This window comes from Sphingomonas sp. G-3-2-10 (assembly GCF_012927115.1).
Lineage (GTDB): Bacteria > Pseudomonadota > Alphaproteobacteria > Sphingomonadales > Sphingomonadaceae > Sphingomonas.
In genome coordinates this window covers 50131-63114 of record NZ_JABBFY010000002.1, presented here as the reverse complement: position 1 = coordinate 63114, position 12984 = coordinate 50131, and the positions used below count along the sequence as shown (strand labels likewise).

Below are 12984 nucleotides of genomic sequence, written 5' to 3'. Positions count from 1 at the left end.
TTACTTGCGTTTCCAGGCGCGGGGCCACATGGTTTTGGCCAGACCGGAATGAGGGAGAGGGATATGAGGACCAGCTTGCGTGCCCTGGCGGCGATCGCGCTACTGACGAGCGTTGCGCCCTGCGCGCTTGCGCAAACCGCCACGCCGACTGCGGTTGCGGTGGCGGAAACTGCGCCGACGCTGGGCTCAGGCGCCGATGGCGCCGTGCTGGTGCCCAACGCCGCGGATCCTTCGAAGAGCGTGGTGCTGGGCGGTACCGAATCGGGCGGGATCGAAACCTATGACCTGACCGGCAAGCGTCTGGGATCGCAGGCGGTCGGCAATATCCGTGCGCTGGATCAGCGCGCCGGGGCCGCGCCGGGCGGCGGTGCGCTGCTCGTTGCGCTCGACGGCAAGGGCAATGCGCCCAAGCTGTTCGGCGTGGGCGCGGGCGGGGTGCTGACGCCCGTCGCGGTGAGCGGTGTGCAGCCGCAGATGACGGTGGCCGGACTATGCCTGTCGCGCAGCCATCGCGACGGAACGCTGTACCTGTTCCTGCTCGGCGATGCCGGGGCGATCGAGCAATGGTCGCTCTCGGCCAATGCTTCAGGCGGAATGGATGCGCGGCTGGCGCGCCGCATGGCGCTGGGGTCTGAGACCGGATATTGCGCCGGCGACGATCGCGGGTCGGTCTATATCTCGCAGGAAATCGTCGGCGTGTGGCGGCTGGCGATCGAACCCGAAGCCGAGATCGTGCCCGAAATCGTCGACATCGTCCGGCTGGGCCATATCACCGAAGAGGCCAAGGGCGTCGCGGTGGGTCCCGATGGGCGGCTGGTGGTGTCGGACGCGTCGGCCAGCCGGTTGAATATCTACGATCCGGAGAATGATTTCGCCTATCTCGGTTCGGTCGCGATCGGGCCGGGTTCGGGCGCGATCGACGCCGTGACCGATGCGGGCAGCCTGACTGCCGTGCCGCTGGCGACGCCGGCCTATCCGGCAGGGCTGCTGATCGTCGCGGATGACGACAATTCGCCGGACACGACCAACTTCAAGCTGGTGTCGTGGCAGGCCCTGCTGGCGGCCGCGAACATTCCCGCGCGTCCGGCCCCGGCCGCGCCCAAGGTGTTCCCGATGGTCCGTGCGACGGTCGAGACCGCGCCGGTCGAAACCGGCGGCGATGCGGCCGACGATCCCGCGATCTGGATCGATCGCAACGATCCCTCGCGCAGCGTCATCATCGCCACCCAGAAACAGTCTGGCCTCTATGTCTATGATCTGTCGGGCAAGGAGCTGCAGTTCCTGCCCGATGGCCGGATGAACAATGTCGATCTGCGCGAAGGCTTCAAACTGGGCGGCAAGCCGGTGACGCTCGTCACGTCGAGCAACCGCACGACCAAGGGCATCTCGATCTACACGCTCGATCCGGCGACGCGGATGCTGACCAATGTGGCGGACGGGATCCAGCCGACCGGGTTCGACGATCCCTATGGCCTGTGCATGTATCGCAGCGCGCGCAGCGGGAAGACCTATGTCTTCGTCAATCAGGGCGACGGCAAGATGCGCCAGTGGGAGCTGATCGCCACGCCTGCGGGCAAGGTCCGCGTCAAGCTGATGCGCGATCTTCCCTTCGCCACCCAGGTCGAAGGCTGCGTCGCCGATGACGATACCGGCATGCTCTATGTCGGCGAGGAAGATGTCGGCATCTGGCGGCAGGGCGCGGAGCCCAGGGGCGGCCCGGCGCGCACGATGCTGGCGGCGGTGAAGGACAACCCCGCGCTGAAGGACGATATGGAAGGCATCGGCCTGTACCGCCTTGATGCGAAGCGCGGCTATCTGATCGTGTCGAGCCAGGGCAATGACAGTTATGCCGTGTTCCGCCGCGAGGGGAATAACGACTATGTCGGCAGCTTCTTCGTCGGTGCGAATGCCGCGAAGGGAATCGACGGCATCTCCGAAACCGACGGTCTGGAAGTCACCAGCATGTCGGCCGGCGGCGAATTCTCCAGCGGGATGATGGTCGCGCAGGACGGCCGCAACGTCTCGCCGCCCGAGCATCAGAATTTCAAGCTGGTGCCGTGGAGCGTCATTGCCGACGCGCTGAAGCTCGAACGCCGGCAGTAAATACACCCGATCCCTTCCCGGGGGTGGCGGCGCGCGGTCTTCGGATCGCGCGCCGCTTTGGTTTCCGGCACCCGCCGGTGTGGCAGAATTGAAACAGTCGTGCCGTTTCCGTTTGCAAGATAAATTCTATTTCTATTGCATTTTGGAATTTCTGTTCGTAATGTCCCGGAGGTTGCTAGATCGGGGCAGGATTCTGCGCCCGGCGATTGGGGAGGATGAGGGATGAGAGCCGTTTCAGCTGGCCGCGGTATGACCCGGACGTTGATGGGTGTGAGCGCAGGCGCACTGGTGCTGGCGCTCGCAAGCCCCGCACTGGCGCAGGATGCGCAGGGCGAGGAAGAAGCCAATACGATCACCGTCACGGGCCAGCGGGCCTCGGACAAGGCGTCGCTCGAAAGCAAGCGCAAGTCGGACACGACGGCCGAAGTCATTTCGGCGAACGACGTGGGCAAGCTGCCCGACCAGAACGTCGCCGAAGCCGTGCGCCGCGCGCCGGGCGTGTCGGTCGCGACCGACAAGGGAGAAGGCCGCTACCTCATCATCCGCGGCATCGAGCCGAACCTCGCCAACGTGACGCTCAACGGCCAGACCGCATCGGCGCCCGAGCCGGAGAACCGTAACGTCAAGCTCGACGACATTCCCTCGGGCCTGATCGGCGCGGTCACCGTCATCAAGACGCTGACCCCCGATCTCGACGCGAACGCGATCGCGGGTCAGGTCGACATCGACACCGTCTCGGCATTCGACAAGAAGAAGTTCTTCATGGGCGCGCGCGGTGTGCTGGGCCTCTATCAGGACACCGATCGCAAGGCCTATGAAGGCGATGCGTCGATCGGCGGCACTTTCGGACCCGATCGTCAGTTCGGTCTCGTCGTCGCGGGCAATTATTCGACTCGTCCGTCCTATTCGGAGGACGTGCTGTCCTCGAGCCGCCAGCTGATCGGCGGCAACGATCTGCCGGCCGAAATCGACCAGCGCATCTATGATCCCGCCATCCGCACCCGCAAGGGCGCAGTCGTCAATTTCGACTGGCGTCCGTCGGATGCGGTGAGCGTCTATGCGCGCTTCATGTATTCTGAGTTCGGCGACAAGGAGACGCGCAACCGCTTCCGCTTCTTCTTCCCGACCAGCGCGGCGGGCTATACCGGCCTGACCGCAGACGGCGGCACGATCGCATCGACCACCGGCCGCCGCCTGCTGCGCAGCCGTCAGGAAATCACCAAGACCACCACCTATTCGCTGGGCGGCGAATTCGACGTGCTGGGCGGCACGCTGACGATCGAAGGCACGCACGCCAAGTCGAAGAAGACCGATCCGATCCGCGACGAAGTCGAGTATCGCGCCAGCGGCATCGGCGGCACCTTCACCACCAGCAGCGACGATCCGCTGGGCTCGCTGACGGTCAATGCGGCCGGTCTGAACCCGGCCAGCTATCGCCTGAACAACTATAAGCAGGTCTCGCGTCTTGCCGGTGAGGATCTGAACCAGTTCCGCGTCGATTATTCGATCCCGCTCAACGGGCTGGGCGAAGGCAGCGCGATCAAGCTGGGCGGTAAATATCTCCGTCGCGAGCGGTTCCAGGACCAGACCGGCCGCACGCTGAGCGCGGTGTCGGCTACCGCGGGCACCCGCACGATCGCCAGCGATCTGGGGCCGAGCACCGCGACCACCTTCGACGGCCGCTACACCTTCGGCCCGACGATCGACTTCGCTTCGGCGCAGGCGTTCGTCTTCGCCAATGCCGGCAACACCGCGCAGTTCACGGTCAACGCCAATGACCAGATTTCGCAGTCCAAGACCTCGGACTATGAAGTCAACGAGACGGTCACGGCCGGCTATGTGATGGCGACGATCAAGACCGGCGGGCTGACGATCATCCCCGGCGTCCGCGTCGAACACACCAAGGGCGACACCAAGGCCATCATCTATCGCGCCGGCGTTACCACGCTGAACAGCGGCTTCGACTCCTTCGGCAGCTACGAATATACCGACTGGTTCCCGGGCGTGAACGTGAAGTACGAGTTCAGCCCGCAGCTTCAGGGTCGCGCGGCGATCACCACCGCGATCGGGCGTCCGCCCTTCGTCAACCTCGCGCCGACGGTTACGGTCGATACCGGATCGAACACGGTGAGCCAGGGTAATCCGAACCTGAAGGCGCAGCGTTCGTTCAACCTCGACGCCAGCCTCGAATATTACTTCCCCAGCGAAGGCGGGATTTCGGTCGCGGTGTTCTACAAGAACATCAAGAACCCGATCTTCGCGACGACGGCGCTCAACCAGACCGGCACGTTCGGCGGCGTGGCGCTGACCAACGCGACGGTCAGCTCGTTCGGCAATGGCGACGAAGGATCTCTGACCGGCGTCGAGTTCGCCATCCAGAAGCCGCTGACCTTCCTGCCGTCGCCGCTCGACGGGTTCGGCATCAACGCCAATCTGACGCTCAGCACGTCGGACCTGAAGGTGCCGGGCCGCACGATCGAAACGCCTCTGGTCGGTCAGGCGAATACGATCGCCAGCGGTCAGATCTATTACGAGAAATACGGCATCTCGGCGCGCGTCGCCGTGTCGTACCGCTCGGCCTATCTCGACACCGATGGCGGCCTGAGCACCGCAGACGTGACGGGTCTGTCGGATGGCTATTTCGGATCGATCACCACGGTCGACGCCCGCATCGGCTATCGCTTCACCAAGTTCGCCGAAGTGTTCGTCGAAGGCACCAACCTGACCGACGCGCAGGACTATTACTACTTCGCCAACGCCTCCCGCTTTCGCGAGGCCGAGAAGTACGGCCGCTCGATGCGGCTGGGCCTCACCCTCAATTATTGAGGCAGCTATTGAGGGGCCATTCCGCAACCTTGTCCCCTCAGGGAGCCGGATCGCAAGATCCGGCTCCTTTTCTTTTGCGGGGAACGGCGTATCGCGCGGGCATGGCAAAGACGACACGGGATCTCAGCGGCACCATCATGGTGGGCGGCGAGGCGTTCGACTGGTGGCTCGATCGCGAGCCGCAATGGTGCAACACCGGCTGGCAGGGCATGGCGATCGGCGTGCGCCACAGCGAGGGCAAGCGCGAGGCGCTGATGCAGTTTCCGGTGCCCAAGGGCGTGGCGGCGGGATCGTCGCAGCTGCGGCGGCAACAGGTGAACGACGCGATCGTGAAGAACTGCATCGAAGCCGCGCTCGCGGCGGGATGGGAGCCGCTGTCGCGCGGCCGGCCGGAAGTGTTCGAAGTGGATTCGCAGGGGCGCTGACGTTCGGCTCCAAATCCTCCCCCGGAGGGGGAGGATTTTGAACCTGAATTAGAGCCGGACCAATTCCCCGCTCGCCGCCGATTTCGCAGCGGCTTCAGCCAGCGCCAGTGCGCGGACGCCGTCGGTATAGCCGATCAGCGGCGCAGCCTTGCCGTCGATCACATCGGCGAAGTGCGCGGCTTCGCGGGCATAGGCGACGGCGTAGCGATCGAGGAAGAAGTTCTGCAGCTTGTCGCCCGCGCTGCCATTCTCACCCCAGGTCTCGACCGTGCTTTCGAGCTGATTCTGCGCGCGGATCATGCCCTTCGATCCAAAGGCTTCGATCCGCTGGTCGTAGCCATAGCCGCTGCGACGGCTCGACGAGATGACGCACAGCCGGCCCGACGCGGTGCGCAGGATCGTCTTGGCGGTGTCGGCGTCGCCGGCCTCGCCGATCGCGGGATCGATCAGCACCGAGCTCGATGCGAAGACTTCGGTCACTTCCTCGCCGAGCAGCCAGCGGGCCATGTCGAAATCGTGGATCACCATATCCTTGAAGATCCCGCCCGAGACTCTGACGTATTCGATCGGGGGCGGGGACGGATCGTGGCTGATGATGTGCAGCGTCTCGAGCGTGCCGACTTCGCCGCCTGCCAGCCGCGCCTGAAGCGACGCGAAATTGGGATCGAAGCGGCGGTTGAACGCGAGGAACAGCTTCGCGCCGATCGCTTCGAGCCGCTCGGCGGCCTTGCTCGCGCGGGCCAGATCCTGATCGAGCGGCTTTTCGCAGAACACGGCCTTGCCGGCTTCGGCGGCGGCGAGGCTGTAATCGAGATGCGTGTCGGTCGAGCTGGCGACCACCACGCCGCGGATCGCCGGATCGGCCAGCGCTTCTTCGACGCTCGACACGGTCGCGCCATGTTCGGCAGCGAGCGCGGCGGCGGCATCGGCGAACGGATCGACGACGCGGGAAAGCCGCAGCCGGGGATTGGCGGCGATATTGGCGGCGTGAATCTTGCCGATCCGTCCGGCGCCGATCAGGGCGATGTCGTGCATCTCTTCCTCTCATGAAACGTTGATTTCACGACAACGTGTCGTGGAAATAATGTTCTTAGCGCATTGAAATGGAACGTGCGATAGTTGCGTTCCATTTTTCGAACAGATATTCCCGTTTTTGCAACCGGAGAGGAAAATCGCCGACATGTCCGAGGGTTCGACGCCTCCCGTTACCGCCGAGCAACTCCGTGCCGAGATCGTGCGGCGCTATGAATCGCTGAGCAAGCGGCTTCAGCAGATCGGCCGCTATATCCTCGACGAACCCAATGACATTGCGCTGGAAACGCTGGCGGTGATCGCGTCGCGTTGCGGGGTGCAGCCGTCGGCCATCGTGCGCTTCGCCAAGAGCTTCGGCTTCGAAGGCGCGAGCCAGATGCAGAAGCTGTTCCGCGACGGGCTGCTCAGCAACAATGCCGCGCTCGGCTATTCCGAACGCGTCCGTCAGCTCGACGAGACGACCAACGCGACCGGGGCCGATCCGGCGGACCTGCTCGCCGAATTCGTCGAGGGCAATGCGCTGGCGTTGCAGGGCCTGCTCCAGACGGTGAGCGGTGCGGACATGAAGGCTGCGGTCGATGCGATCGCCGCGGCGGACGTGGTGCATGTCGTCGGCTTTCGCCGCTCGTTCCCGGTCGCGTCTTACCTCGTCTATTCGCTGCTTCAGGCGGGCAAGCGCACCGTGTTCGTCGATGGCGTCGGCGGCCTCGCGATGCAGCAGGTGGGGGCGATGGGGCCGGCCGATCTGCTGATCGCGGTCAGCTATCAGCCCTATTCGGAGGAGACCGTCGGCATCGTCGAGGCGGTGTCGGCGCGCGGGGGCAAGGTGCTGGCGCTCAGCGACAGCCTGGTCAGCCCGATCGCCAAGCCCGCGACCTGCGTGCTGCAGGTGCGCGAATCCGAGGTCCACAAATTCCGCTCGCTCTCGGCCTCGATGTGTCTCGCGCAGGCGCTGGTCATCAACTTCGCGTTCGAAGCCAGCCGCCAGGCCGCGCCCAAGGCGAAACGCGCGAAACGATAATTCCATCCGCTGAAAATATTGAAACGTGTATTGCAAATGAAATGATCTTGGAATAAGCGTTACAGACCAGCGAGAGGGCGGTCTGAAAGGCATATGGCGCAAGGCAATCACGGAAATGGCGATGCGCGCCGGCTGGACCTGATCGCTCTCGGGCGTGCGGGTGTGGACCTGTATGGCGAGCAGATCGGCGGGCGGCTCGAGGATATGGGCAGCTTCGCCAAATATATCGGCGGCAGCCCCACCAACACCGTGATCGGCCTGTCCCGGCTAGGGCTGAATTCGGGCCTTGTGACCCGTGTTGGCGGCGATCATATGGGCCGCTTCATCCGCGAGGAATTGCAGCGCGAGGGCGTCGAGACGACGGGCGTGATCGACGATCCCGACCGGCTGACCGCGCTGGTGATCCTGGGCATCCGCGATCCCGACACCTTCCCGCTGATCTTCTACCGCGAGAATTGCGCGGACATGGCGCTGGTCGCCGACGATATCGATCCGGCCTTCATCGCGCGCGGCGACGCGCTGCTGATCAACGGTACGCATCTGTCGCAGCCCGGAGTCTATGCCGCGAGCCTGAAGGCCGCCGAGCAGATGAAGGCGCAGGGCGGGCGTGTGGTGTTCGACATCGATTACCGCCCGGTGCTGTGGGGCCTCGCGCAAAAGGCCAATGGCGAGGACCGGTTCGTCGCCAGCGCCGACGTGACGCGCGAGCTGCAGAAAATCCTGCCCTTGTGCGATCTGATCGTCGGCACCGAGGAGGAAGTGCATATCCTGGGCGGCACGACCGATACGGTCGCGGCGCTGCGCGCGATCCGTGCCGGGAGCGACGCGCTGCTCGTGTGCAAGCGGGGCGCCGCGGGCTGCGTAGCGCTGCCCGGCGCGGTGCCGGACGATCTCGACGACGGGATCGTCGGGCGCGGCTTCCCGATCGAAGTGTTCAACGTGCTGGGCGCGGGCGACGCGTTCATGGCGGGCTTCCTGCGCGGCTGGCTGAAGGGGCTGCCGATCGAGCGTTGCTGCGACTTCGGCAATGCCTGCGGGGCGATCGTCGTGTCGCGCCACGGTTGCGCGCCGGCGATGGCGTCGTGGGAGGAGCTGCAGGCCTTCCTCGCGCGCAACGACTGGCCGTTCCGCCTGCGCGACAGCGACGCGCTGGAGCAGCTCCACTGGTCGACCAACCGGCACGCCGTGCATGAAGAACTGACCGTGCTGGCGATCGATCATCGCAGCCAGTTCGACGATCTGATCGCCGATCTGGGTACTGGTGACGCCGAACAGGTCGCGCATTTCAAGGGACTGGCACTGGCGGCGGTCGACCGGCTGGCGAAGCGCGATCCGCGCTATGGCATGTTGCTCGACGGCCGGTTCGGCGCGCGGGCGCTGGAGAAGGCGGCGGAGCTGCCCTACTGGATCGGCCGCCCGATCGAGTTTCCCGGCTCGCGCCCGATCCGGTTTGAAGGGTCGCCCGATGTCGGCATGACCCTGCGCGACTGGCCGCTCGACCATGTCGTGAAGTGCCTCGTCTTCTACCATCCCGACGACAGCGCGGAGATGAAGGCCGAGCAGGATACCCAGATCCGCCGCCTGTTCGACGCCTGCCGCGCGACAAGGCACGAATTCCTGCTGGAGATCATCGCGTCGAAGCATGGCCCGGTGACCAGCGACACGGTGTCGCGGGTGATCGACCATATCTACGATCTGGGTGTCTATCCGGATTGGTGGAAGCTGGAGCCGAGTGAGGATGGAGCGGCCTGGACCGCGATCGAAGCGTCGATCCGGGCGCGGGATCCGCATTGCCGGGGGATCGTACTGCTGGGCCTTTCCGCGCCGCGCGACGAATTGCTGGCGGGGATCGCGGCGGCTGCGCCCTTCCCGCTGGTGAAGGGGTTTGCGGTGGGCCGGACGATCTTCCACGATGTCGCCGCGCGCTGGCTTTCGGGCGCGATCGACGACGAGGGCGCGGTGGACGCATTGAGCGAGAATCTGCGGGTGCTGGCCGATGCATGGCGCGCCGCGCGCCGATCGCGGCAGGCGGCGTGATCATGGGAAGCAAGCAGTTGCGGCTGACGATGGCGCAGGCGCTGAGCCGGTGGATGGCGGCGCAGTCGGTGGAGATCGACGGGCAGGTCGTGCCCTATTTCGCGGGCGTCTGGGCGATCTTCGGCCACGGCAATGTCGCGGGGATGGGCGAGGCGCTGGCCGGCATGGGCAATACGCTGCCGACCTATCGCGCACATAACGAGCAGGGCATGGCGCACGCCGCGATCGCGTTCGCCAAGGCGTCGCGGCGGCAGCGGGCGATGGCCTGCACCACGTCGATCGGGCCGGGCGCGACCAATATGGTGACCGCCGCGGCGCTGGCGCACGTCAACCGGCTGCCGGCGCTGTTCCTGCCGGGCGACGTCTATGCCAGCCGCCGTCCCGATCCGGTGCTCCAGCAGATCGAGGACTTCGCCGACGCGACCGTTTCGGCGAACGACTGTTTCCGCCCGGTCTCGCGCTATTTCGACCGGATCACGCGGCCCGAGCAGATCCTCGACGCCCTGCCGCGCGCAATGGCGGTGCTGACCGATCCGGCCCTGTGCGGGCCGGTGACTTTGTGCCTGTGCCAGGACGTACAGGCCGAGGCGTACGACTATCCCGAGAGCTTCTTCGCGCCGAAGACGTGGCGGCAACGCCGGGTGCGGGCCGACGAAGGCGAACTGGCATCGCTGGTCGCCGCGATCCGCGCCGCAAAGGCGCCGCTGATCGTCGCCGGGGGCGGGGTGCTGTACTCGCAGGCCGAAGCCGTACTGGCCGACCTTGCCGCCGAGACCGGCATTCCCGTCGCCGAGACGCAGGCGGGCAAGGGTTCGCTGGCATGGGATCATCCGCAGGCGCTGGGCAGCATCGGCGTGACCGGCACCAGCGCCGCTAACCGTGCGGCCGAAAACGCCGATCTGGTGATCGGCGTCGGCACGCGGCTGCAGGACTTCACCACCGGATCGCGGACCCTGTTCGCCGGACGGCGGCTGTTCCAGCTCAACGTCGCGGTGCACGACCTCGCCAAGCAGGCCGCCGAGCCGGTGCTGGGCGATGCCCGCGCGACGCTGACCGCGTTGCGCGGATCGCTCGACGGGTGGCAAGTGCCGCAGGGCTGGCGCGACGCGAACGACGCAGCGGTCGCCGAATGGAACAAGGCGTGGGACGCCGCGACCGCGCCCGGCAACGCGCTGCCGTCGGACGCGCAGGTGATCGGCGCGGTGTGGCGTCAGGCGAGCGACGACGCGACGGTCGTGTGCGCCGCGGGCGGCCTGCCGGGCGAATTGCACAAGCTGTGGCGGTCGCACCGGCCGGGCGGCTATCATGTCGAATACGGCTTCTCGTGCATGGGCTATGAGGTCGCCGGCGGGCTCGGCGTGAAAATGGCCGATCCGGCGCGCGACGTGTACGTCATGGTCGGTGACGGCAGCTATCTGATGCTCAATTCCGAGCTTGCCACGTCGGTGATGCTCGGGCTGAAGATCACGATCGTCCTGCTCGACAATCGCGGATATGGCTGCATCAACCGGCTGCAACAGGGCACCGGCGGGCGGCCGTTCAACAATCTGCTGGCCGACAGCGCGCACGAGACATTGCCCGATATCGACTTTGCCGGGCACGCCCGCAGCCTTGGCGCGACCGCCGAGAAGATCGACGGCATCGCCGGGCTGGATGCGGCGCTCGCCCGCGCGGCGGCATCGGATAAAAGCTATGTCATCGTGATCGACACCGATCCGATGATCACCACGCAAGCCGGCGGCCATTGGTGGGACGTCGCGGTACCCGAAGTCTCGGACCGCGCCGAAGTCCGCGCCGCGCGCGCCGTCTATGAAAACAAGCTGACCGGAGAGAGTGAATGAGCATCCGCTGGGGCGTGAGCCCGATTGCCTGGTGCAACGACGATATGAAGGAGCTGGGCGGCGACACCACGCTCGATCAGCTGCTGACCGACGTGAAGGAAATCGGGTTCGACGGTGTCGAGCTGGGCAATAAATTCCCGCGCGATCCCGAGACGCTGGCGCCGATCATGGCGGGCTATGGCCTCGACATCGTCGGCGGCTGGTATTCGTCGAACCTGCTGGTGCGCGATGCCGATGCCGAGATCGAGGCGCTGGGCCGTCACCTCGCTTTGCTCGACTATATGGACTCATCGGTATTCATCCTCGCCGAGACCAGCAACGCGGTGCATTGCGATCGCTATGGCAGCCGGCTGGATCAGCATCCGGTGCTGGTGCCGGGCGACTGGAAGCAGTTCGGCGAGCGGCTGAATACCGTCGCGCGATACATCAACGATAGGGGCATGCGCTTCGCCTATCACCATCATCTGGGCACGGTGGTCGAGACCAAGGACGAGCTGGAGCGCTTTTTCGATGCGACGCAGGATCATGTCGGGCTGGTGCTGGATACGGGCCATGCGCTGTTCGGCGGGATCGAGCCCATCGACGTGATCAAGGCGCGGCCCGAGCGCGTGGCGCATGTGCATTGCAAGGATGTGCGCACCGCGAAATATGACGAGTTCCTCGCCAACGGGACGAGTTTCCTCAACGGCGTGGTCGGCGGCATGTTCACCGCGCCCGGCGATGGCGATTACGACTATGCCCCCTTCATGCGTGCGCTGGCCGACATGGACTATTCGGGCTGGATCGTGATCGAAGCCGAGCAGGACCCGGCGGTCGCCAATCCGCGCGACTACAGCCAGCTCGGGCTCGATACGCTCAAGCGGCTGGCGAAGCAGGTGGAACTGGCCTGATGTCGCTGCTGGTTCGCTCGCACGCCCCCGACGCCGACGGCACCGTGCTGGAAGTGACGCCCGAAAGCGCGGGCTGGACCTATGTCGGGTTCCGCGTGCTGAACCTGGCGGCGGGCGAGGCCTATGCCGGGCTGGAGGTCGGGCGCGAAGCGTGCCTCGTCGTCCTGACCGGGCGGATCGCGGTGGACGCGGCGGGCGAGAGCTTCGACGGGCTGGGCGTGCGCGACAGCGTGTTCGATGGCGCGGCGACGTCGGTCTATCTGCCCGCCGGCACGTCCTACGCGATCCGTGCCGAGCGCAATGCCGAAGTCGCGGTCTGCACCGCACCGGGCACCGGCGGGGGCAAGCCGCGCGTGATCCGTTCGGACGCAGTCGAAGTTCGCGGGCAGGGGACCAATACCCGCCATGTCCGCAACATCCTGTCCGACACCGACGAAGCCGAGAGTTTGCTGGTGGTGGAAGTCATCACGCCGGGCGGCCACTGGTCGAGCTATCCCCCGCACAAGCATGACCGCGATGCGTTCCCCGAGGAGACCTTCCTCGAGGAAACCTATTACCACCGCCTCTCGCCGCCACAGGGCTTCGCGTTCCAGCGCGTCTATACCGACGAGCGCGACATCGACGAGACGATGGCGGTCGAGGATGGCGACTGCGTGATGGTGCCGCGCGGCTATCACCCGGTCGGCGCGCCGCACGGCTACGACCTTTATTACCTGAACGTCATGGCCGGCCCCCGGCGCAACTGGGTATTCCGCAACGACCCAGCGCACGACTGGATCGTCCGCCGATAGAATGAAACATATCTTTCA

Annotated in this window: 9 protein-coding genes; 8 read left to right on the top strand and 1 reads right to left on the bottom strand. The window is 65.7% G+C overall.

All coding sequences use genetic code 11. From position 1 onward, the window contains the following. The first annotated feature begins 63 nt into the window (after nt 1-63). The 3 genes from HHL13_RS16830 to HHL13_RS16820 all read left to right on the top strand — a co-directional run bounded on the left by HHL13_RS16830 (nt 64) and on the right by HHL13_RS16820 (nt 5354). Entirely contained in the window at nt 64-2103 is a 2040-nt protein-coding gene (locus HHL13_RS16830) for a phytase (RefSeq protein ID WP_206377112.1), read from the top strand. A 249-nt stretch (nt 2104-2352) separates the two neighbouring features. Beyond that, on the top strand, nt 2353-4929 hold the full coding sequence (locus HHL13_RS16825; RefSeq protein ID WP_169557074.1) for a TonB-dependent receptor: 2577 nt from the start codon (nt 2353-2355) through the stop codon (nt 4927-4929). A gap of 101 nt (nt 4930-5030) precedes the next feature. Continuing rightward, complete coding sequence (locus HHL13_RS16820; protein ID WP_169557073.1) at nt 5031-5354, top strand: hypothetical protein; 324 nt, start codon at nt 5031-5033, stop codon at nt 5352-5354. A gap of 48 nt (nt 5355-5402) precedes the next feature. Here HHL13_RS16820 and iolG read toward each other — a convergent pair whose 3' ends face one another. After that, nucleotides 5403-6389, bottom strand: a complete 987-nt coding sequence (gene iolG / locus HHL13_RS16815; protein ID WP_169557072.1) for an inositol 2-dehydrogenase — start codon at nt 6387-6389, stop codon at nt 5403-5405. A gap of 145 nt (nt 6390-6534) precedes the next feature. Between iolG and HHL13_RS16810 the strand changes: the two genes are divergently transcribed. The 5 genes from HHL13_RS16810 (at nt 6535) to iolB (ending at nt 12966) form a co-directional block, all read left to right on the top strand. Then, entirely contained in the window at nt 6535-7407 is an 873-nt protein-coding gene (locus tag HHL13_RS16810; protein WP_206377111.1) for a MurR/RpiR family transcriptional regulator, read from the top strand. A gap of 93 nt (nt 7408-7500) precedes the next feature. Continuing rightward, on the top strand, nt 7501-9444 hold the full coding sequence (iolC, locus tag HHL13_RS16805; protein ID WP_169557071.1) for a 5-dehydro-2-deoxygluconokinase: 1944 nt from the start codon (nt 7501-7503) through the stop codon (nt 9442-9444). Further along, on the top strand, nt 9408-11285 hold the full coding sequence (iolD, locus tag HHL13_RS16800) for a 3D-(3,5/4)-trihydroxycyclohexane-1,2-dione acylhydrolase (decyclizing) (RefSeq protein WP_206377110.1): 1878 nt from the start codon (nt 9408-9410) through the stop codon (nt 11283-11285). The genes iolC and iolD overlap by 37 nt, the downstream gene beginning before the upstream one ends. Then, on the top strand, nt 11282-12175 hold the full coding sequence (gene iolE / locus HHL13_RS16795; protein ID WP_169557070.1) for a myo-inosose-2 dehydratase: 894 nt from the start codon (nt 11282-11284) through the stop codon (nt 12173-12175). Before iolD ends, iolE begins: the two co-directional genes overlap by 4 nt. After that, entirely contained in the window at nt 12175-12966 is a 792-nt protein-coding gene (iolB, locus tag HHL13_RS16790; RefSeq protein ID WP_206377109.1) for a 5-deoxy-glucuronate isomerase, read from the top strand. The genes iolE and iolB overlap by 1 nt, the downstream gene beginning before the upstream one ends. Nucleotides 12967-12984 lie beyond the last annotated feature (18 nt).